Consider the following 20,428-nt stretch of genomic DNA (forward strand, 5'->3'; position numbering starts at 1 on the left):
CACCGTACGGCGGTCAGGCCAGTTCCTTGACCAGCAGCTCGAACCGGAGATCGTCGCGCTGGGGGATGCCGAAGCGCTCGTCGCCGTACGGGAAGGGCGTCATCCTTCCCGTACGGCGGTAGCCGCGCCGCTCGTACCAGGCGATGAGGTCCTCGCGTACGGAGATCACCGTCATGTGCATCGCGTCCACGCCCCAGCTCTCGCGGACCAGGCGCTCCGCCTCCGCGATGACCGTCCTGCCGAGCCCGGCGCCCTGAAGGACGGGGCTGACCGCGAACATGCCGAAGTAGGCGTGGGCGCCGCGGTGTTCGAGCTGGCAGCAGGCGACGATCCTGCCCTCGCGCTCCACCGTCAGCAGTCGGCTGTCCGACGACTCGACGACCTCCAGCACTGCCTCGGGGTCGGTCCGCTGCCCCCGCAGGATGTCCGCCTCGGTGGTCCATCCGGCCCGGCTGGACTCCCCCCGGTACGCCGACTCGATCAGGGCGACGAGCGCGTCCACGTCGGCGCCGGTGGCGTCGCGGAAGGTCAGTGCGGAGTCGGTGGCGGATTCCATGGCCGGGTCCCCTGATTCGTGTGCGCCGCTTCGGCGTGGCTCGGACGGGGACGAGACTAACCCGGCCACTACGCTCGGCCGCATGGTGCACGTACTGAGCAGCCGTACCCTGCTCCGCCCCACCGACCCCGACCGCTCCCGCGCCTTCTACGGGGAACAGCTCGGCCTCGCCGTCCACCGCGAGTTCGGCACGGGCCCGGAGCGCGGCACCGTCTACTTCCTCGGCGGGGGCTTCCTGGAGCTCTCCGGACGCGCCGGCGCCGCCGCTCCCGCCTCCCCGGACGTCCGGCTGTGGCTCCAGGTCGAGGACATCACGGCCGCGCACGGGGAGCTGGTCGCCCAGGGGGTCGGGATCGTCCGTCCTCCGGTGCGGGAGCCGTGGGGACTGATCGAGATGTGGATCGAGGACCCGGACGGTGTCCCCATCGTCCTGGTGGAGATCCCGGCGGACCATCCGCTGCGGTACCGGCCGGGGATCTGACGGCGCCCGGATGGCCGGGGGCGGGGGCCGGGCTTAGCGTGCAGGGGACGGAAGGAGCGCCATGAGTCCGACCTCGCCGGTGCCGGGCGGGCCCTGCTGGGCGGAGCTGGGGACCACCGACCTGGAGTCCGCGCAGCGGTTCTACACCCGGCTGTTCGGCTGGCGCCCCGAAACGGACCGGCGGCAGGAGGCGGGCGGCTGCACGGTCGCCCACCTCGGTGACGCGGCCGTGGCCGGGCTGGCGCCGCTGTACCAGGAGGCGCAGCCGGTCGCCTGGAACGTGTCCTTCGCGGTGACCGACGCCGACGCCACCCTCCGCGCGGTGCGCGCGGCGGGCGGGCAGCCGCTGCTCGACCCGACGGACGTGTTCGACATGGGCCGGCTCGCGGTGGCCGCCGATCCCACCGGTGCCGTGTTCCAGCTGTGGCAGGCGGATGCCTTCCCGGGCGCCGGAGCGTTCGGCGTGCCCGGGGCGCTCGGCTGGGTGGAACTGCTGACCCGCGCGCCCCGGCAGGCCGTGTCCTTCTACACCACCGTGTTCGGCTGGACCGTGGACCCCTCCCGCCGCTACCCCCAGTGGAGCGCCGACGGCGTGGACTTCGGCGGCATGGTGACGATGGACGAGAAGTTCCCGCACGAGGTGCCGGCGCACTGGCTGCCGTACTTCGCCGTCGACGACGTGGACGACGCCGCGGTGACGACCACGACGGTGGGCGGCACGGTGCTGATGGAGCCCGTCTCGCACCCGGAGGGCCCGCGCATCGCGGTGCTCCGGGACCTCGAGGGGGCGATGTTCGGGGTGTACCGGGCGGCCGACGGGAGGTGAGCGCCGGCTGCCCGCGGCGCCCTCACGCGCGCGGCACGCCGAGCCGCCCCTCCAGCTGCCCGAGCAGTTCGGCGAGCAGGGCGGCGAGCTCGCCGAGCTCCGGGCTGTCCAGGCCGGACAGTACCGCCGTCTCGTAGGCCAGCTGCGCGGGCAGGATGCCGTCGACCGTGTCGCGTCCGGCGTCGGTGAGCCGGACGTGGGCGACCCGGCGGTCACGGGTGTCGCCGCGGCGCTCCACCAGCCCGCGTTCGCCGAGCTGTTTGAGGCGTTTGGTGACGGCGGCGCCCGAGGAGAAGGTCTCGCGGGCCAGTTCGCCCGGGGTGAGTTCGTGTCCGGTGCGGCGCAGCGCGCCGAGCAGGTCGAACTCCGCGCGGGACAGTCCGGCCCGGCGCAGCGGGGCGTCCTCCGCCTGCTGCAGGAGGGCGGCGCAGCGGTTGATGCGGCCGATGACCTCCATGGGGCCGGTGTCCAGGTCGGGGTGGACGGCCCGCCACTGCCGGACGACCGCGGCGACGGTGTCGCCCCGCCGGCCCGGCGGGTCACCGCCGGTGTCCCAGGGGCCCCGGTCGCCGGTCGCCGATGGTCCTTCGGTCGCCGTCATGGCGTTACGTCCTCCGTGTGCGCGTTCGTGCCGGCCAGCAGTCCCTGGCGTCGTACCGTCGCCGCGAGCGTACGGTGTCCCGACTGCTCGGCGAGCACGACCCGCTCCTGGGGCACCGCGCGCTGCCACCACTCGCCGGCCGCGGCGTCGGCGGTGGCCCGCAGGTCGACCAGGGCGGCGGCGAGGCCGCGGCGGGCGGCGTCCAGGGCGGCGGGCGGGGTTCCGGGCTCGGCGAGGGCGCGTACGGCGGTTTCCCGGGCCCGGTCGACGGCGGTGAGGGAGCGCAGGACGCGGTCGCCCGAGCGGCGGTTGGTGACGGCCACGGCCGCGACGAACCCGACCAGGGCGCCGACCAGGGTGTCCACGGCCCGCTCGGTGACCAGGTCGCCGGTCCGCTGGTAGCCGGCGAACTCGGTGACGAGCAGCGCCAGCGGGGTGACGCAGACGGTGCCGAGCCAGTAGTTGCGGCCGATGAGTGCCTCGGCGCCGAAGTTGAACAGCAGGCAGCACAGGACGAGCGCGAGCGGACCGAGGTGGGCGACCGGCGCGACGGCGGCGAAGAGGAGGACGCCCACGAGGTTGCCGACGACGCGCTGCACGGTCCGGCTCCAGGTGAGGCTGAGGTTGGCCTGGTAGAGCGCGGCCGCGGTGACCAGGGCCCAGTAGGGGCGGCCGATGCCGAGGGCGAGGGAGGCGTAGCCGGCGAGCGCGCAGCCGAGCGCGGTGCGCACGGCGACCGGGGTGAGTGCTTCGAGCCTGTCCCTCAGGGGGCGCGGCGGGGTGTCGCGCTCGACGGCCACGCCGAGGAGTTCGCCGGCGTCCGCGCCGGGCTCGCCGGCGAGCGGGACGTCACCGGTGCCGCGCAGCGCGCGGGCCCAGCCGCGCAGGCGCGCGGGGTCGGTGTCGGCGGGTGCGGCGAGCGCGACCTCCGCGCGGACGACGAGGCGTTCCAGGGCGCGGCGGGTGGCGGAGGGCCGGCTGCCGGCGGCGAGCAGGGACTGCCAGGCGGCCTGTACGGCGGCGTAGGCGGCGGCGCGGGCCCCGGCGCCACCGGTCTCGGCGTACGCGGCGGCGGCGTTCAGGGCGTGGGCGGTCGCGCGGCGCTCGGGGCCGTGCGGCCGGATCAGTGCCGGTGCCATGCCCACCGCGTAGGCCCAGAGGCCGGCTGCGGCGGCGAGTGCGAGGTGGCCGGGGACCTGCCCGAGGGTCTGCGGCAGGAACAGGGAGGCGGAGGTGACGAAGGTGAGGACCACGTTGCCGGGCGGTCCGATGCGGGTGGCGTCGCACAGTGCCTTCTGCACGGCGGCCAGGACCGCGCCGACGGTGACCAGCACGACGGCGTTGCCGGTGAGGGAGGCGGCGACCAGGGACACGGCCAGGCCGCCGAGCATGCCGAGGACGACCCACGCCAGTGCCCTGGCCCGGGCGGCGTACGGGCGGTTGTGGGCGTACAGGGCGCACAGGGACCCGGCCATGGTGTACATCGCGAGGTCGAGCCGGCCGAGGGCGACCAGGAGCAGGCTGGGCGGGGCGACCGCGGCGACCACGCTGAGGGCGGGCTTGAACCAGATGTCGGAGGGCCGCCCGAGACGCAGCGCTCCGGCGAGGGGGAGGCGCCGGGCGGAGGCGGCGGAGGGGGCACTGCTCATGACGCACAACGTTAGCAGATAATTTACTCGTAAATCATAGCCGCTGACCTGGTGCGCTCCCCCGGACGCTCCCCGTGTACTCCCGTGCGCCCGCGTGTCCGTCGCCGGGACGGGCATGTCCAGACCGACCGCCGAAACGGGTCGAGGGGGGAGGCTGGCGTGCACGGACCGGCGTCGTCCGGCTGGCTGCTGGTCGCGCTCTGCGCGGCGACCGGCGCCTACTGTCTGCTGCGAATGCGCAGCCGTGTGGAGGAACAGCGCCGCGCCGCGGGCGGCGAGGCGCTGATGGGGTTCGGCATGGCCGCGATGGCCGTGCCCGCGACGGTGTTCGCCCCGCCGTCCTGGGCCTGGCCGGCCCTCGCGGTGGTGTTCGGCGCGGCGGGGCTGCACGCGCTGTGGACGGCCCGCGCGGGCGCGCGCCATCTGCACCACCTGATCGGCGCCGGGGCGATGGTGTACATGTCGGTGGCCATGGCAGTCTCCCCCGGGGGCGGGCACGGACACGGGCACGGCGGCTCGGGCACACCCGTGCTGACCGGGGCACTGCTGCTCTACTTCGCCGCCTACGTGCTGGTGACGGGGGTCCGCCTGGTGCCCGTCGCCGCGGTGGCGGGGAGCGCACCGGGTCCCGGCTGGGGCGACCGGCCGGAACTGGCGCGGGCCTGCCGGCTGTCCATGGCGATCGGGATGGTGGCGATGCTGCTGGCCATGTGAGGCCGTGCCGCCGGCTCCGGGACCGTTGTCTGCGTCACTTCGGCCCGCAGGTCCGTACCGCCCGGCCGTCCGCGCTCATAGGCTTGAGGGCATGATCCTCCCCGCGGTCCTCCTGGTGCTCGGCTTCCTGACCGCCGTCATGGGTCCCCGGCTGCTGGCCCGGGCCGACTGGCCGGACCGTGAACCGGTGGTGGCGCTGTGGGCGTGGCAGTGCGTGATCGCGGCCGTGCTGCTGTGCTGCGCCCTGTCGATGACGTTCAGCGCGGCGGCCGCCTGGCACGCGGTGGGCGGCCATGTGTTCGCCACCGCGCCGCACGCGGTCGTGGAGGCGTACTCCCTCGGTACGGCGGGGATCTGGGCGGCGACCACCGCCGTGGCGCTGGCGTGCGGCGGCCTCTGGAGCGCCGCCATGCTGGTCCGGGAGGTCGTACGGGCCCGGGCACGGCGTCGCGCGCGCCGGGCCGAACTGCGCCTGCGCGCACCGATGCTGCCCGGCGAGGAGCCGGGCCCCGACCGGCTGGTGGTCCTGGAGGGCGAGCGGCCCGACGCCTGGTGGCTGCCCGGCAGCCCGCCCCGACTGGTCGTCACCACGGCCGCGCTGCGCCGGCTGAAGGGCAGGCAGCTGGACGCCGTCCTCGCCCACGAGCGGGGACACGCACGGGCCCGGCACGACTGGCTGCTGAACTGCTCCGCCGCGCTGGCGGGCGGCTTCCCCCAGGTTCCGGTGTTCGCGGCGTTCCGCGACGAGATGCACCGGCTGGTCGAACTCGCCGCCGACGACACGGCCTCCCGCCGCTTCGGCCGGCTGACCACGGCCCTCGCCCTGGTCGAACTCAACGAGCACCGCGGGGTGTTCGGGCCCTGCCCGGACGCGCACGCCCAGGTGCCGGCCCGGGTGCACCGGCTGCTCACGCCCGCGGACCGGCTGACCGCGGGGCGGCGGCTGCGGCTGACCGCGGTGGCGTCGCTGGTGCCGGTGATCCCCGTACTGGTGGCGTTCGTACCGGGATTGCGGGCCCTGGGATAGTCCCCGGACCGGGAGGGGCCCGGCGGCGGTGCCGGGACTGGACCCGGAAGCCACCGGTCCGCGAGGATCGCCCCATGCGCACCCCCCACACCGATGCCCCGCCCGGCCCTCCGCGGCACCGTCCGGCCGGCCTCTTCGCCGGAGTGCTGGCGCTCTGCTCGGCGCTGCTGCTCGCGCTGGTCGCGGTCGAGTGGGGACCGCTGCTCGGTCTGGACGGCGACATCTCCCGCACCACCCACCGCTGGGCGGTGGCGGAACCCGGACCGACCCGGGCCGCCCGCATCCTGACGGACTGGGTCTGGGACCCGTGGACGATGCGCGTGCTCTGCGGTGTGGCGGCGGGGCTGCTGGTGTGGCGGTACGCGGACCGGTGGACCGCGGCCTGGCTGGTGGTGACGGTGGCCGTCGCGACGGCCGTCCAGCAGGGTCTGAAGGCCGCTGTGGACCGCGCCCGCCCGGTCTGGCCCGACCCGGTCGACTCAGCGCACTACGCGGCCTTCCCGTCGGGTCACGCCATGACCGCGACGGTCGTCTGCGGACTCCTGCTGTGGCTGCTGCACCGTCACGGCGTGGGCCGCGTCCTGTGGCGTACGGCGCTGGTCGCGGTCGTCGTCTCGGTGACCGGTGTCGGTCTCACGCGCGTGTGGCTCGGTGTCCACTGGCCGACGGACGTCCTCGGGGGCTGGCTGTTCGGCGCCCTGGTGGTGGCGGCGGCGGTGGGGATCCACCAGCACCGGCGACCAACCGTGCGCGGTTGAACGGGGGGTGGCGCGCGCAGCCCGGCGCACTGACGACGCCCACGTGGCCTCACGCCGGCCGCCTCGGACGATCCCCCGCGTCGCCCGAGGCGGACGGCAGCCCGGAACGGGCCCGAGGACCCGGCCGGACGCGCTGAGTATAGTTGGCTGCCAGCCAGTCAACGCAGGAGTCCAGCATGTCCCCGCGCAGCGCCCTGGTCAATGAAGAGTTGCGGAGGCGTTCGAAGGAGCGGCTCCTGCACGCCGCCGTGGAGTTGGTCGGCGAGCACGGGTACGAGGCGACGACGCTCGGCGACATCGCCGACCGGGCGGGTTCCGCACGGGGCCTGGTGTCGTACTACTTTCCGGGAAAACGCCAGCTCGTGCAGTCCGCCGTGCACCGGCTGATGCACCGCACCCTGGAAGAGGCCCTGGAGCGCGAGCCGCGCACCGAGGACGGCCGGGAGCGGATGGCGCGGGCCATCGACGCGATCCTCGGCCTGGCACGGGAACGGCCGGTTCTGATGCGCCAGCACATGGCCGGGCTGCTGCAGGCCGAGGGTTTCCTGCCCTGTCCCGAACAGCGGCGTCTGGCGGAGCTGCTGAGCGACACGGTGGCCCGGCACGGCTCCCAGGACGTCGGGACCGACTACCCGATGCTGCGCGCCCTGTTGATGGGTGCCGTGTACGCGGCCGTGATGCCGGGGGCGCCGATGCCCGTCCCCGTACTGCGCGCAGAACTGTTCGAACGCTACCGGCTCGACTGGGAGCTGGGTGTCCCGCCGGACGCCGGAGCGCCCGGCGGGACGTGTGCGCGGGACCGGGCGGACACGGCCCGGTTCTTCGCGACGGAGCCGGACGCTCAGTCGAAGTAGTCCGGCTGCGTCTGCACGTTGAGCTCGCGCATGTGGACCCAGCGGGCCGGGTCCGTGCGCCGGTCGTCGATCTTCAGGACGTCGAGGCCCTTGGCGATGTCGTTCGAGTAGATGTAGCCGTTGTAGTAGTACGCCGACCAGGAACCGCCGGTGGTGATCCGGTCGATGGCCAGCGGACCGCGCTCGAAGTACGCGATCTCCCTGGGCTTCGAGGAGTTGGTGAAGTCCCAGACGGAGACGCCGCCCTGGTACCAGGCCTGCACCATCAGGTCCCGGCCCCGGACCGGGATCAGCGAGCCGTTGTGGGCCACGCAGTTCTCGGTGTCCGCCTGGTGGCGCGGGATCTTGAAGTAGCTGCGGAAGACGAGCTTGCTCCGCTCGCCCTTGCCGACGATGTCGTAGATGCCGTCCGCGCCGCGGTCCGGGCCGATCTCCGCGTTGCAGGTGGCCGCGCCGCCGCCGCCGAGCTCGTCGGTGAAGACGACCTTGCGGGCCGTCTGGTTGAAGGTCGCCGAGTGCCAGAACGCGAAGTTGACGTTGTCCTGCACCCGGTCGATCACCCGCGGACGCTCCGGGTTCTTGATGGAGAACAGGATGCCGTCGCCCATGCAGGCACCGGCGGCCAGGTCCTTCGACGGCAGCACGGTGATGTCGTGGCAGCCGGTGGTCTTGGAGACGCCCGGGTTGGTGGGCGCGCCCGGGTTGCCGCCGCCGTCCGGGCCCTCACCCGGGAACAGCACCGGGAAGCCCACGACCGCCGCCTTGTGCGGTGCCTTGCGGGGCACCTTGATGACGGAGATGCCGTCGTGCGGCGGCCGGCAGTCGGGGTACGCCGCGTTCGGCGAGTACGAGGAGACGTAGACGTAGACGTTCTTGCGTTCGGGCACCAGTGTGTGGGTGTGCGAGCCGCAGGCGGTCTCGACGGCGGCGACGTAGCGCGGGTTGCGCTTGTCGCTGATGTCGAAGACCTTCATCCCCTCCCACGAGGACTTCTCGGTCGCCGGCTGTGTGGTGCTGTTGCAACTGCTGTCGCTGCGCGAGGAGTCGGTGGACAGGAACAGCAGGTCGCCGGAGACGGAGATGTCGTTCTGCGAGCCCGGGCACAGGACCTGGGCGACCGTCCTGGGCGCCTTGGGGTTGCTGATGTCGAAGATGCGGAAGCCGTCGTAGTTGCCGGCGAAGGCGTACCGGCCCTGGAAGGCCAGGTCCGAGTTGGTGCCGGACAGCACGTCCTTGGGGACGTTGGCCACGTGCCGGATGTTGTCGGAGTGGACGATCTCGTCCTGGCCGGGTATCTCGCCGTTCTCGATGGCCTTCCGGGCCTCGGCCTGGTCGCTGCGCGACACTTCCTTCTGAGCGGCGGGTGAGTCCCCCGGATCGGGGATCGCCGCGGCCGGCGAGGCGCTGAGCAGGGCGGCCAGCAGGCCGCATGCTGCCGTGGCAACTCCCAGCCGTCTGCGCCGGGTTCGGGAACCTCTCAACAGGATCACTGTTTTCCTCCCTGGTTCCGTTCACGTCGGAACGGTTTTCGCCTCCGGCAGTATCGTCTTCGGCATGCACATACCAACAGGGGGCAACACCATCGCAACAAAGTTTTCTGATCAGAGTTGCGCGGAAGCGTGCTAGGACGGTCGTCGACGCTCACGAGGCGTCCCGACCCGCTCCCCGAGCGGGGGCGCCGCCGCCAGCCACAGGAGGTCCTTGTGCACCACCGCCGTGTGCCACGCCTGTCCGTCCTCACCGCCGGGCTGACCGCTCTGGCCGCCCTCGGGCTCGTGGGCTGCGACTCCGGCGACGACGGGCCCACGTCGTCCGCGGCGAGCGGTCCTTCGGTCATCGCGCCCGGTGAGCCCGGGGAGGAGAACCGGACCCTGTCGGCCGAGGAGGCCCCGCGGCAGCGCGCGGAGGACGACTCCCCCAACTCCGCCGACGTGTCCTACGCGCGGATGATGATCGAGCATCACGCGCAGGCCCTGGTGATGACCGGGCTCGTGCCGGACCGGGCCGACTCGCCGAAGATCGTCAAACTCTCCGAGCGCATCTCCGCCGCCCAGCAGCCGGAGATCACGGCGATGAAGGGCTGGCTGAAGAGCCACGACAAGCCCGAGCGGGACGACGGGCACGGCCACGACCACGCGACGATGCCCGGAATGGCCACCGAGGCCCAGCTGAAGCAGTTGCGCGCGGCCGACGGCAAGGCCTTCGACCAGCTCTTCCTCACCTTGATGATCACGCACCACCAGGGGGCGATCACCATGTCCGCCGAGGTGAAGGGGCAGGGCAACAACATCTGGATCGAGGAGATGGCGGACGACGTGGTCGCCCAGCAGACGAGCGAGATCAGCCGGATGCGCGACCTGCTGTGACGGACGCGGGCGGCTGACCGGCGCGCCCGCCGCCGGGGCGCGGCACCGGCCGGCCGCGCGCCACGGAGCCGGGCGCGGTTCAGCGGCGGGCGTGCCGCGGGGACAGCAGACCGGCGTCGCGCGTCCGGCCGATGAGCCGCAGCGCGCCGCGCCGGCTGTACCCGGTCTCGTCCATCACGGCGAGGACCGGATCGGCGCCCCGCTCCTGTGCCTCGCGGTACGCCCGTGCCACCGCGGACGGCCACTCCGCCGCCGCTCGCGGCCGGACGGAGCCGTCGTCACGACGCGTCCCCGTACCGGCCCCGCCGCCGGAATCCGGCCCGGACCCGGCACCGCAGGCGCGCGCCAGCGGGCCCTCGATCCAGTCGGCGAACACGGCGAGGTCCTCCAGGGTGAGCGCCGGCCGGGCCTGTACGTCCTCCACACAGACCCATCCCTCGCAGACCGCGGCGAGCGCGTCGATCCTGGCGCCGTCGCCGAAGGCCAGCCGCACATGGAGCCACCGGGTCGCCCGTTCCCCTTCCCGCACCTCCCACGCGGGCCACACGGACACCGCACCCTCCGCAGGAGAGCGATCGGAAAGTCGAAGAAAAGATGCCTCGAGCACACACGCAACGTAACGGTGTGATCAGTTTCCCTCCGCGGAAACACGCACCCCGAGTGGCGGACGGCACCCTGTCAGCGGAGCGCGGACGGTGCCATGCTGGGAGACATCAGCGATCTCCTGTCGATCCCGCGGGGTGAGGAGTTCCGCCGTGCTGCGTGTCGCCGTGATCGGTTCGGGGCCGAGCGGGTGCTACACCGCCCAGAGTCTCGTCCAGCAGGACCCCCGGGTGCGTGTCGACGTCCTGGACCGCCTGCCGTGCCCGTACGGCCTGGTCCGTTACGGCGTGGCACCGGACCACGAGAAGATCAAGTCCCTGCAGAACAACCTCCGCACGGTGCTGGAGCACGACCGCGTGCGCTTTCTCGGCGGGGTGGAGGTGGGACCGGGCGGGGTGCCGGCCGGGCGGCTGCGGGAGCTGTACCACGCGGTGGTGTACTGCGTGGGCGCGGCGGCGGACCGGCGGCTGGGCATCCCGGGTGAGGAACTGCCGGGAAGCTGGTCGGCGACCGAGTTCGTGTCCTGGTACAGCGCGCACCCGGACGCGGTGGACGGCGGTTTCCTGCGCGGCGTGCGGTCGGCGGTGGTCGTCGGCGTGGGCAACGTCGCCGTGGACGTCACCCGCATGCTGGCCCGCGGGGCGGCGGAACTCAGCCCCACCGACATGCCGCACGCGGCCCTGACCGCGCTCGCGGAGAGCGGGGTGACCCGCGTTCACATGGTGGGCCGGCGCGGACCCTCCCAGGCCCGCTTCACCACCAAGGAGCTGCGCGAGCTGGGGACCCTGCCGGACACCGCCGTCGCCGTGGATCCGGACGAGTCCGCGCTGGACCCGGCGTACACCGACCCGTCCGCGCTGCCCGGCCCGCAGCGCCGCAACGTCGAGGTGCTGCGCGGCTGGGCCGCCGCGGCGGCGGGGCGGCCGGAGGCCCGGCGGCTGATCCGTCTGCGCTTCTTCCTCCGCCCGGCGGAACTGGTGGCCCGGGAGGGCAGGGTGGGCGCGGTGCGCTTCGAGCACACGGTGCCGGACGGGAGCGGGGGCGTCACGGGCACCGGGCGCTTCGAGGACATCGAGGCGCAGTTGGTGCTGCGGTCGGTGGGCTATCGCGGGGTGCCGCTGGAGGGGCTGCCGTTCGACGCGGCCGGCGGCACGGTGCCGCATCTCGCCGGGCGGGTGCTGCGCGGGGGCACCGTCGCCCCGGGCGAGTACGTGGCGGGCTGGATCAAACGGGGACCGACCGGCGTCATCGGCACCAACCGGTCCTGCGCGAAGGAGACGGTGGCGTCCCTGCTGCGGGACGCCGCCCTGCTCACGGACCGTGACCTGCCCGGCGATCCGCTCGCGGCGCTGCGCGCCGAGGGCGTCGAGCCCGTCGAGTGGCGGGGCTGGCAGGCGATCGAGCGGGCCGAGGCCCGGCTGGGCGCCTCCCTCGGCCGGGGCGTCGTCAAACTCCCCGACTGGGAGGCCCTGCGGTCCGCCGCCGGAACGGCGGGCACCTGACACCTCCGGGGCCACCGGCGTCCGGAACGCACCCGGCTCACGGGAGCGGACCGCCGTCCGCGGGCCCTCCCCCGGGTCCCTCAGGGCCCGGGGTGGCGGCCTGCCTGGTGGGTGGCCGCGGTGAGCAGGGAGTCGAGCATGCCGGGGAAGAGGTCGTCCAGGTCGTCGCGGCGCAGGTCGTTCATCTTGGCGGTGCCCTCGTAGGCCTGCCTGATCACACCGTTCTCCCGCAGCACCCGGAAGTGGTGGGTGGTCGTGGACTTGGTGACCGGCAGGTCGAAGTGCGAACAGGACAGCGCCACGCCCTCGGCGGCGAGTTCGCGGACGATCCGCAGCCTCACGGGGTCGGAGAGCGCGTGCAGCACGCCCTCCAGCCGGATCTCCGCGCGCGTGGGATGCGGCAGATCACGGCTGCTGGGCACGGGGACTGCGGTCGTCACGGCGGCGGCTCCACATTCGTTCCGGGAGGAAGCCCCATTGTACGAGAAGCATCGTAGTTTGACACGCGCCGTACTACGATGACTATCGTACGAACCAGCCCGCACCCGGTCCACACCGAATGGAGCCCCCCGTGAGCACGCTGTTCGAGCCCTACACCCTGCGCGACGTGACGATCCCCAACCGGGTGTGGATGGCCCCGATGTGCCAGTACTCGGCAGCGCCGGACGGACCCGGGGCGGGCGCCCCCGGCGACTGGCACTTCGCGCACTACGCGGCCCGCGCGGCCGGCGGCACGGGCCTGATCGTCATCGAGGCCACCGCCGTGTCACCCGAGGGCCGCATCTCACCGTACGACCTGGGCATCTGGAACGACACACAGGTCGAGGCCTTCCGCCGGATCACCCGCTTCCTCGTCTCGCAGGGCACCGTCCCCGCCGTCCAGCTCGCACACGCCGGCCGCAAGGCGTCGACCGACCGGCCCTGGAAGGGCGGCGCGCCGGTGGGGCCGGAGGCGCACGGCTGGCAGCCGGCGGCCCCGAGCCCGCTCGCCTTCGCCGAGGGACATCCGGTGCCCGACGAGCTGACCACCGGGCAGATCCGGGAGATCGTCGGCCGGTTCCGCGACGCCGCCCGCCGGGCGCTCGCCGCCGGTTTCGAGATCGCCGAGATCCACGGCGCCCACGGCTATCTGATCAACGAGTTTCTCTCCCCGTACTCCAACCACCGCACGGACGCCTACGGCGGTTCGTACGAGAACCGGACGCGTTTCGCGCTCGAGGTCGTCGACGCCGTGCGCGAGGTCTGGCCGGAGGACAAGCCGCTGTTCTTCCGCATCTCGGCCACGGACTGGCTGGAGGAGTCCGGCTGGAGCGCGGACGACACCGTCCGCTTCGCCGCCGACCTGCACGCCCACGGTATCGACCTGCTCGACGTCTCCACCGGCGGCAACGCCCCCGACGTGCGCATTCCGACCGGGCCCGGCTACCAGGTGCCCTTCGCCGCGCGCGTGCGGAACGAGACGCCGATGCCGGTCGCCGCCGTGGGTCTGATCACCGAGGCCGGGCAGGCGGAGAAGATCCTGGCCAACGGAGAGGCGGACGCGGTGCTCCTCGGCCGCGAGCTGCTCCGCGACCCCTCGTGGGCCCGGCACGCGGCCCGTGAGCTGGGCGGCACGGTCCACGTGCCGGATCAGTACCACCGCTCGGTCTGACCGGCCCGCCCCGCCGGCCGCCGCACACGTGCGCCCGCGCGTTCAGGCCCCGCCCGCCCGCGAACGGACCTCCCCCGTCAGCTCCCGCCGGTAACCGGCGTACGCGGCCCGCAGCGCCTCGCCCGGCCAGTCGGCGGGCAGCAGGGCGGGCGGCAGCACGGGGTCGGCGAGCAGATGCCGCACGACGGCGGCGAACACGGCGAGCCGGTCGGCGGGGCCGGCCGCGCCGCCGATGTGCCCGAGGAGCGCGCGGGCCGTCCCCGACCAGGCGTCCAGCGGCCACAGGCGCGCGGCGAGCTCCCCGGCGGGCCGGCCGGGCCGGGCCGTGCAGCGCTCGGCCACCTCGTCCAGCGCGGCGGGCAGAGGGCGTTCCAGATTGGCGGGGCGCATCCACGCCCCCTCGCGGAGTTCGGCGAGCCGGAGTCCGGTGAGCCGGGTGCGCAGGTCGGCCCGTTCGGCGGGACCGCGGCCCGTCGCGGTGATCAGCACCAGCTCCCAGTCGCCGTCCCACACGCGCGTGCGCGGCCGTACGGACTCGTCCTGGCGGCGCTGGCGTTCCAGCAGCCGGTCGCTGAGGCGGTAGCCGCCCTCCGTGCGCCGCAGGTCACCGGCGGCGACCATCCGGCTGAGCGCCGCGCGGAGCGTGGAGCCGCCGACGCCGAAGCCCTCCAGAAGCCGTCCGATCTCCTTCGCCGGGAGCTCCGGCGGGTGGGTGCCGAGCAGCAGGCTCAGGACCACCGACCGCGCGGAGAGAGGACGCAGCAGCGGTTCGTCCGACGCCGGTTCGTTCCTCCGCATGGTGCCGTACTCTACGCGCCAATCACGTTGCACGATTGCTGCGACCGCAGGAGGAGTGCAACACTCGGCCTCATGGCCACCACACTCGCGGACGAGCGGCAGCAGGACCCGGGCGCGCACGGCGCCACCCGTGACCTCACACACGACGTCACCAACCAGTCCCCGCCCCTGACCCCGTACGACGCCTCCGACGACACCGCCCTGCTGGAGGGCCTGCGGCGGGAGGGAGCCGGCTGGGCCGAGGAGGAGCTGCGGCGGCTCGGCCGGCTGGCCGGCAGCGCGCAGGTGCAGGAGTGGAGCGATCAGGCCAACCGCCATGAGCCCGAACTGCGCACCCACGACCGGTACGGGCACCGGATCGACGAGGTCGAGTTCCATCCGAGCTGGCACCACCTGATGCGCACGGCCGTCGCCGAGGGCCTGGCCGCCGCCCCCTGGGCGGACGACCGGCCGGGCGCGCACGTCGTCCGCACCGCGGGCGGCCTGGTGTGGGGGCACACCGACGCGGGACACGGCTGCCCGACGTCCATGACCTACGCGGCGGTGCCCGCGCTGCGCCGGCAGCCGGAGCTCGCGAAGGTGTACGAGCCGCTGCTGACCGGCCGGGAGTACGAGCCCGGCCTGCGGGTGCCGGCCGAGAAGCGCGGACTGCTGGCCGGCATGGGGATGACGGAGAAGCAGGGCGGCTCGGACGTCCGCACCAACACCACCACCGCGACCCCGACCACCGAGCCGGGCGTCTACACGCTGCGCGGGCACAAGTGGTTCACCTCGGCGCCGATGTGCGACGTCTTCCTGGTGCTGGCCCAGGCCCCGGACGGACTGTCGTGCTTCCTCGTACCGCGCGTGCTGCCGGACGGCACCCGCAACACCTTCCGCATCCAGCGGCTGAAGGAGAAGCTGGGCAACCGGTCCAACGCCTCCTCCGAGCCCGAGTTCGACGGGACGGTGGCCTGGCTGGTCGGGCCCGAGGGGCACGGCGTGAAGACCATCATCGAGATGGTCAACTGCACCCGGCTGGACTGCGTGATGATGTCGGCGGCGCTGATGCGCAAGACGCTGGTCGAGGCGGGCCACCACGTGCGGCACCGCAGCGCGTTCGGGGCGCGGCTGGTGGACCAGCCGCTGATGCGCAACGTACTGGCCGACCTGGCGCTGGAGTCCGAGGCCGCCACGACCCTCACCCTGCGGCTGGCCGGAGCGGCCGACCGCGCGGTGCGCGGGGACGCCGGGGAGGCCGCCTTCCGCCGGATCGCGACCGCGGTCGGCAAGTACTGGGTCACCAAGCGCGGCCCCGCCTTCACCGCCGAGGCGCTCGAGTGCCTCGGCGGCAACGGGTACGTCGAGGACTCGGGCATGCCCCGGCACTACCGCGAGGCCCCGTTGCTGTCGATCTGGGAGGGCTCGGGCAACGTCAACGCGCTCGACGTACTGCGGGCGCTCGGCCGTGACCCGGCCACCGCGCAGGCGCTCTTCGACGAACTCGCCCTGACGCGCGGTGCGGACGCCCGGCTGGACGCGGCCGTGGCCGGGCTGAAGGACCAGCTGGCCGAGGGGTCGCAGGCGAGCGCCCGCCGGCTGGTGGAGCGGATGGCGCTGACGCTCCAGGGCTCCCTCCTCGTCCGGCACGCCCCGCCCGCGGTCGCCGACGCCTTCTGCGCGACGCGGCTGGGCGGCGACTGGGGGCACGCCTTCGGCACCCTGCCCGCGACGGCCGGCGTGGACGCGATCCTCGGACGTGCCCTGCCCGGGCGCGACTGACCTCGCCGTCCAGCAGGGCCCACGGCGGACCGCGGCCGTTCGGCACACGGCGTGACCTGCGGCGCGCCCTGATCCACAGGTGACTGTCAGTGGTGGGGTGCAGACTGGCCGGTGACCTGAACCAGGACGTCGAGGACGACGTCGCGGAGGTGATCGGCATGACCGAGGTACTGCTCGCGGTGGGCACCCGCAAGGGTCTGTTCATCGGACGCCGGCGGGGTGGCGTCTGGGAGTTCGACGAAAGTCCGTATTTCAACGCACAGGCCGTGTACTCGGTCGCCATCGACACGCGCGGGGCGAAGCCCCGGCTCCTGGCCGGCGGGGACAGCGCGCACTGGGGCCCCTCGGTGTTCCACTCCGACGACCTGGGCCGCAGCTGGACCGAACCGGCCCGGCCGGCCGTCAAGTTCCCCAAGGACACGGGCGCTTCGCTGGAGCGGGTCTGGCAGCTGCACCCCGCCGCGGCCGAACCGGACGTGGTGTACGCGGGTACGGAACCGGCCGCGCTGTACCGCTCGGAGGACCGCGGGGAGAGCTTCGAGCTGGTCCGGCCGCTGTGGGAGCATCCCACCCGGGACACGTGGATGCCGGGCGGCGGCGGTGAGGGCCTGCACACCGTCCTGACCGACGAGCGCGATCCGCGGGCGGTGACGGTGGCCGTCTCCACCGCCGGCGTCTTCCGCACCCTGGACGGCGGGGCGAGCTGGGCGCCGTCCAACTCCGGGGTCTCCGCGGTGTTCCTGCCGGACCCCGACCCGGAGTTCGGCCAGTGCGTGCACAAGGTCGCCCGGGACGCGGCGGACCCGGACCGGCTGTATCTGCAGAACCACTGGGGGGTGTACCGCAGCGACGACGCGGGCGGGCACTGGACGGACATCGGCGAGGGGCTGCCGTCGACGTTCGGCTTCGCGGTGGTCGCGCACCCCCACCGCGGGGACACGGCGTACGTGTTCCCGATCAACGCCGACTCCGACCGGGTCCCGGCCGGCCGGCGCTGCCGGGTCTACCGGACGGCGGACGCCGGGGCGAGCTGGGAGCCGCTCACGGCGGGGCTGCCGCAGGAGGACCACTACGGCACGGTGCTGCGCGACGCGATGTGCCACGACGGCGCGGATCCGGCCGGGATCTACTTCGGCAACCGCAACGGCGAGGTGTACGCGTCGGCCGACGACGGCGACAGCTGGCGGCAGTTGGCGTCGCACCTGCCGGACGTGCTGTGCGTACGGGCGGCGGTCGTCGGCTGAGCCGGCGCGGTGTCCCCGGCGGCGGCCCCTCCCCGGGCACGGGTGTGCGGACCGCACGCTCCGCGCCACGGCGGGCGGGCCGGGCGTTCGTTCCGGCACGACGCTGCCGGCCGCCCGGGGGCGGCCTGCCGCGTCCCAGGGTCAGGGCAGGCGCCACTCCACGGGCTGCGCGCCCTGGCGGAGCAGCAGGTCGTTGGCCCGGCTGAACGGACGCGAGCCGAAGAAGCCGCGGTCGGCCGACATGGGTGACGGGTGGGCCGACTCGATCGCCGGCAGATCCCCGAGCAGCGGACGGCAGTTGCGGGCGTCCCGCCCCCACAGGATGGAGACCAGGGGCTTGCCCCGCCCCGCCAGCGCGCGGATCGCCTGCTCGGTGACCTCCTCCCAGCCCTTGCCCCGATGGGCGGCCGGCTTGCGCGGGGCCGTCGTCAGCGCCCTGTTGAGCAGCAGCACGCCCTGCTCGGTCCACGGAGTCAGGTCCCCGTTGGACGGCCGGGGCAGGCCCAGGTCGGAGTGCATCTCCCGGAAGATGTTCTCCAGGCTGCCCGGCAGGGACCTCACCTCGGGCGCCACCGCGAAGCTCAGTCCGATCGCCATACCGGGTGTCGGGTAGGGGTCCTGACCGACGATCAGGATCCGCACGTCGTCGAAGGGTTGCTGGAAGGCTCGCAGGACGTGAGGGCCGGAGGGCAGATAGGTGCGCCCCGCGGCTATCTCCGCGCGCAGGAAGTCCCCCATCTCGGCGACTCGGCCGGCCACCGGTTCGAGGGCCTTCGCCCAGCCCGCTTCCACCAGTTCATGCAAAGGTCTTGGTGCCACGCACGGACTCTAGCGACAACGGGGCCCCGGCTCACACCCGAGTGCCCGCGGGACAGCGCCCTCCCGGGACGGAACGGCTAGTCTTCCTCCCCGTCGTACCCGGCCGGTCCAGGGACAGCGCGGCCGGCCCGAAGGGGAAGGGGAGCTCCATGTGTCCGGTGACCGGGCCCGGCTATCTCGCCGTGGACTCCGGGGGCTCGGGCCTGCGGGTCGTCGTCGGGGACGGCGGGCGTGGTCCGCTGGCCCGGGCCGCCTCCGACGTACCGGTGCGGACCGGGTCCCGGGGCATCGACCCCGCGCATCTCATGGAGCAACTGGTGCCGGTGGCGCGGTCGTTGTGCGCCGAGGCCGGGATCGGGCAGCTCCGCGCGGCCGTCGTCGGCGCGGCCGGGATGGCCAGCCTGGGGGATGCGCTGCGCGCCGCGCTGCCGGGCGCGCTCGCCCGTGAACTGGGGGTGCGGCGGGTGGCGTTGGCGGCCGACGCGGTCACCGCGTACGTCGGCGCCCTGGGGCCGCGGCCCGGTGCGGTGGTCGCCGCCGGTACGGGCCTCGTCGCCACCGGCACCGATCTGACGGCATGGCGCCGGGCGGACGGCTGGGGGCATCTGCTCGGTGACTGCGGGGGCGGTGCCTGGATCGGCCGGGCGGGCCTGGAGGCGGCGCTGCGCGCCCACGACGGCCGGGAGGGCGGCTCGGCGCGGCTGAGGGCGAGCGCCGAGGACGTGTTCGGGCCCCTGACCGGGCTGCCGGGCCGGCTGTATCCGCGCACCGACCGGCCGGCCGTGCTCGCGTCCTTCGCGCCGCGGGTGGGCGAGTGCGCGGCCGGCGGGGACCGGGTCGCCGTGGACATCCTGCGGGCGGCGGCACGGCACATGGCCGACTCCGCGGCGGCGGTGTGCCCGGCGGAGGGCGAGCCGGCGGTCGGCCTCACCGGCGGCCTCTTCCGCCTGGGAGCCCCGCTGCTCGTCCCCGTGGAGGAGGAGCTGGCGAGGCGGCTGCCGGGGGCGCGGCGGGTGCGGGCCGCGGGGGATCCCCTGGACGGGGCGGTGCGGATCGCGGAGGACCTCATCGCCGGCTCGTTCACCCTTCCGAGTGATGCGACTCTGCTGTGCGTGACAGCTCCGGCAGGTGAGGACGTCACCCGCGCGGCCGATGCACGTACGTAACTCATCAGACAAAACCGGACGGATACCGCTCACCTGCACCCTCCCCGAACAGGGGAGCCCAGGAAGCCACTAACATGCCGCAACATGAGCACCCCCACTGGGCCCGCGTCCGGCCTGCCAGTACGAATGCCGCGCCCCCGTCAGCCCGGGCGGCACCGCCGTCCCGAGCCGCTGGTGGCTCCCGAGGACGCGCCCGCGCTCGTCCTCGCCGTGCCGGGTGCGCCCAGTAGTGCCACCCGCTCGCTCGCCGAAGAGGTCGTGAGCATCGCCCGTTCCGAGCTGCCCGGTCTGGACGCCCGGATCGGCTACCTCGACGGTGACGAGGAGTTCCCCTCGCTGGCGTCCGTGCTCGCGCACGCGGCCGGGGAGCGCACCGCCCGCTTCGAGCAGGCCCGTGCCGCCGGTATGGACGTCAAGGAGCCCGACGGTCCCGTCGCCGTCGTCGTGCCGCTGCTGGCCGGCCCGGACAGCGCGCTGCTGCGCCAGGTCCGCCAGGCCGTGATGGACAGCCGTGTCGCCGCCGAGCTGACCGATGTGCTGGGCCCGCACCCGCTGCTCGCCGAGGCGCTGCACGTGCGGCTGTCGGAGGCCGGTCTGGCCCGCGCCGACCGCGCCCGGCTGTTCACCGTGGCGACCGCGGCGGACGGCATCATCCTGGCCTCCGTGGGCGGTGACGAGGCCGTGCAGGCGGCCGGGATCACCGGCATGCTGCTCGCCGCGCGCCTCGCCGTGCCGGTGATGGCGGCGGCCCTGGACCAGGAGGGTTCCATCGCCTCCGTGGCCGAGCAGCTGCGCGGCTCGGGTTCGCAGCAGCTGGCGCTCGCGCCGTACCTGATCGGCCCGGAGATCGACGCGAGCCTGGTCGAGGAGGCCGCGAGGGAGGCGGGCTGCTCCGCCGCCGAGGCGCTCGGCCCCTACCCGGCGATCGGCAAGCTGGCCCTGGCCAAGTACACGACCGCCCTGGGCATCGCCCCGCAGCAGGCGCAGGGCACCCCGGCCCGCTGACGCGGACCGGCTCACGCAGGACGCCGAAAGGGCCCGCTCCGTCTTCC

The 20,428-nt window shown here is 74.1% G+C and carries 21 protein-coding genes; 13 read left to right on the plus strand and 8 right to left on the minus strand.

Features of this window, described 5'->3' with window-relative positions; genetic code table 11:
* Positions 1–13: 13 nt before the first annotated feature.
* The gene (locus tag ACZ434_RS23085) at positions 14–556 is read right to left on the minus strand and encodes a GNAT family N-acetyltransferase (protein ID WP_468458758.1); all 543 of its coding nucleotides are present in this window, start codon (positions 554–556) and stop codon (positions 14–16) included.
* 82 nt (positions 557–638) lie between these two features.
* Here ACZ434_RS23085 and ACZ434_RS23090 point away from each other — a divergent pair, with 82 nt between their 5' ends.
* Entirely contained in the window at positions 639–1,037 is a 399-nt protein-coding gene (locus ACZ434_RS23090; protein WP_468458760.1) for a VOC family protein, read from the plus strand.
* A 61-nt stretch (positions 1,038–1,098) separates the two neighbouring features.
* Positions 1,099–1,863, plus strand: coding sequence for a VOC family protein (locus ACZ434_RS23095; protein ID WP_468458762.1), 765 nt, complete (start codon positions 1,099–1,101; stop codon positions 1,861–1,863).
* 22 nt (positions 1,864–1,885) lie between these two features.
* Here the strand turns inward: ACZ434_RS23095 and ACZ434_RS23100 are convergent, their stop codons facing one another.
* Both ACZ434_RS23100 and ACZ434_RS23105 read right to left on the minus strand, forming a co-directional pair.
* The gene (locus ACZ434_RS23100) at positions 1,886–2,464 is read right to left on the minus strand and encodes a MarR family winged helix-turn-helix transcriptional regulator (RefSeq protein ID WP_468458764.1); all 579 of its coding nucleotides are present in this window, start codon (positions 2,462–2,464) and stop codon (positions 1,886–1,888) included.
* Positions 2,461–4,113, minus strand: coding sequence for an FUSC family protein (locus ACZ434_RS23105; protein WP_468458766.1), 1,653 nt, complete (start codon positions 4,111–4,113; stop codon positions 2,461–2,463). The genes ACZ434_RS23100 and ACZ434_RS23105 overlap by 4 nt, the downstream gene beginning before the upstream one ends.
* Positions 4,114–4,272: 159 nt before the next feature.
* On the opposite strand from ACZ434_RS23105, the gene ACZ434_RS23110 reads away from it, so the two are divergent.
* The 4 genes from ACZ434_RS23110 to ACZ434_RS23125 all read left to right on the plus strand — a co-directional run bounded on the left by ACZ434_RS23110 (position 4,273) and on the right by ACZ434_RS23125 (position 7,466).
* On the plus strand, positions 4,273–4,827 hold the full coding sequence (locus ACZ434_RS23110; RefSeq protein ID WP_468458768.1) for a DUF5134 domain-containing protein: 555 nt from the start codon (positions 4,273–4,275) through the stop codon (positions 4,825–4,827).
* Between the two features lie 91 nt (positions 4,828–4,918).
* Positions 4,919–5,854 (plus strand): M56 family metallopeptidase, encoded by a 936-nt coding sequence (locus ACZ434_RS23115; RefSeq protein WP_468458770.1) that lies wholly within the window; start codon positions 4,919–4,921, stop codon positions 5,852–5,854.
* 74 nt (positions 5,855–5,928) lie between these two features.
* The gene (locus ACZ434_RS23120) at positions 5,929–6,612 is read left to right on the plus strand and encodes a phosphatase PAP2 family protein (RefSeq protein WP_468458772.1); all 684 of its coding nucleotides are present in this window, start codon (positions 5,929–5,931) and stop codon (positions 6,610–6,612) included.
* A gap of 176 nt (positions 6,613–6,788) precedes the next feature.
* Positions 6,789–7,466: a TetR/AcrR family transcriptional regulator gene (locus tag ACZ434_RS23125; protein ID WP_468458774.1), complete on the plus strand. Its 678-nt coding sequence runs from the start codon at positions 6,789–6,791 to the stop codon at positions 7,464–7,466.
* On the opposite strand, the gene ACZ434_RS23130 is transcribed toward ACZ434_RS23125, so the two are convergent.
* Positions 7,454–8,956, minus strand: a complete 1,503-nt coding sequence (locus ACZ434_RS23130) for an LVIVD repeat-containing protein (protein WP_468458776.1) — start codon at positions 8,954–8,956, stop codon at positions 7,454–7,456. The two genes, ACZ434_RS23125 and ACZ434_RS23130, sit on opposite strands and share 13 nt — an antisense overlap.
* Positions 8,957–9,169: 213 nt before the next feature.
* On the opposite strand from ACZ434_RS23130, the gene ACZ434_RS23135 reads away from it, so the two are divergent.
* Positions 9,170–9,832 carry a DUF305 domain-containing protein gene (locus tag ACZ434_RS23135; protein WP_468458778.1) on the plus strand — a complete coding sequence of 221 codons (663 nt, stop codon included), beginning with the start codon at positions 9,170–9,172 and terminating at the stop codon, positions 9,830–9,832.
* Between the two features lie 79 nt (positions 9,833–9,911).
* Here ACZ434_RS23135 and ACZ434_RS23140 read toward each other — a convergent pair whose 3' ends face one another.
* Complete coding sequence (locus ACZ434_RS23140) at positions 9,912–10,385, minus strand: DUF6214 family protein (RefSeq protein WP_468458780.1); 474 nt, start codon at positions 10,383–10,385, stop codon at positions 9,912–9,914.
* A 202-nt stretch (positions 10,386–10,587) separates the two neighbouring features.
* Between ACZ434_RS23140 and ACZ434_RS23145 the strand changes: the two genes are divergently transcribed.
* Positions 10,588–11,937 carry an FAD-dependent oxidoreductase gene (locus tag ACZ434_RS23145; RefSeq protein ID WP_468458782.1) on the plus strand — a complete coding sequence of 450 codons (1,350 nt, stop codon included), beginning with the start codon at positions 10,588–10,590 and terminating at the stop codon, positions 11,935–11,937.
* 80 nt (positions 11,938–12,017) lie between these two features.
* On the opposite strand, the gene ACZ434_RS23150 is transcribed toward ACZ434_RS23145, so the two are convergent.
* Positions 12,018–12,377, minus strand: coding sequence for an ArsR/SmtB family transcription factor (locus ACZ434_RS23150; RefSeq protein WP_468458784.1), 360 nt, complete (start codon positions 12,375–12,377; stop codon positions 12,018–12,020).
* 131 nt (positions 12,378–12,508) lie between these two features.
* Between ACZ434_RS23150 and ACZ434_RS23155 the strand changes: the two genes are divergently transcribed.
* Positions 12,509–13,588, plus strand: coding sequence for an NADH:flavin oxidoreductase/NADH oxidase (locus ACZ434_RS23155; RefSeq protein WP_468458786.1), 1,080 nt, complete (start codon positions 12,509–12,511; stop codon positions 13,586–13,588).
* Positions 13,589–13,630: 42 nt separating this feature from the next.
* Here the strand turns inward: ACZ434_RS23155 and ACZ434_RS23160 are convergent, their stop codons facing one another.
* Positions 13,631–14,386, minus strand: a complete 756-nt coding sequence (locus tag ACZ434_RS23160) for a PaaX family transcriptional regulator C-terminal domain-containing protein (RefSeq protein WP_468458788.1) — start codon at positions 14,384–14,386, stop codon at positions 13,631–13,633.
* Between the two features lie 72 nt (positions 14,387–14,458).
* Between ACZ434_RS23160 and ACZ434_RS23165 the strand changes: the two genes are divergently transcribed.
* Both ACZ434_RS23165 and ACZ434_RS23170 read left to right on the plus strand, forming a co-directional pair.
* Positions 14,459–16,147, plus strand: a complete 1,689-nt coding sequence (locus ACZ434_RS23165) for an acyl-CoA dehydrogenase family protein (RefSeq protein ID WP_468458789.1) — start codon at positions 14,459–14,461, stop codon at positions 16,145–16,147.
* Positions 16,148–16,236: 89 nt separating this feature from the next.
* Positions 16,237–17,391: a WD40/YVTN/BNR-like repeat-containing protein gene (locus ACZ434_RS23170; protein WP_468458791.1), complete on the plus strand. Its 1,155-nt coding sequence runs from the start codon at positions 16,237–16,239 to the stop codon at positions 17,389–17,391.
* 141 nt (positions 17,392–17,532) lie between these two features.
* Here ACZ434_RS23170 and ACZ434_RS23175 read toward each other — a convergent pair whose 3' ends face one another.
* Complete coding sequence (locus ACZ434_RS23175; RefSeq protein ID WP_468458792.1) at positions 17,533–18,210, minus strand: uracil-DNA glycosylase; 678 nt, start codon at positions 18,208–18,210, stop codon at positions 17,533–17,535.
* Positions 18,211–18,359: 149 nt separating this feature from the next.
* Between ACZ434_RS23175 and ACZ434_RS23180 the strand changes: the two genes are divergently transcribed.
* Both ACZ434_RS23180 and ACZ434_RS23185 read left to right on the plus strand, forming a co-directional pair.
* A complete protein-coding gene (locus tag ACZ434_RS23180; protein ID WP_468458794.1) occupies positions 18,360–19,376 on the plus strand; it encodes an N-acetylglucosamine kinase in 1,017 nt (338 codons plus the stop codon).
* Between the two features lie 84 nt (positions 19,377–19,460).
* Positions 19,461–20,381: a sirohydrochlorin chelatase gene (locus ACZ434_RS23185; protein ID WP_468458795.1), complete on the plus strand. Its 921-nt coding sequence runs from the start codon at positions 19,461–19,463 to the stop codon at positions 20,379–20,381.
* Positions 20,382–20,428: the final 47 nt, after the last annotated feature.

The organism is Streptomyces sp. NPDC030893 (assembly GCF_055571535.1).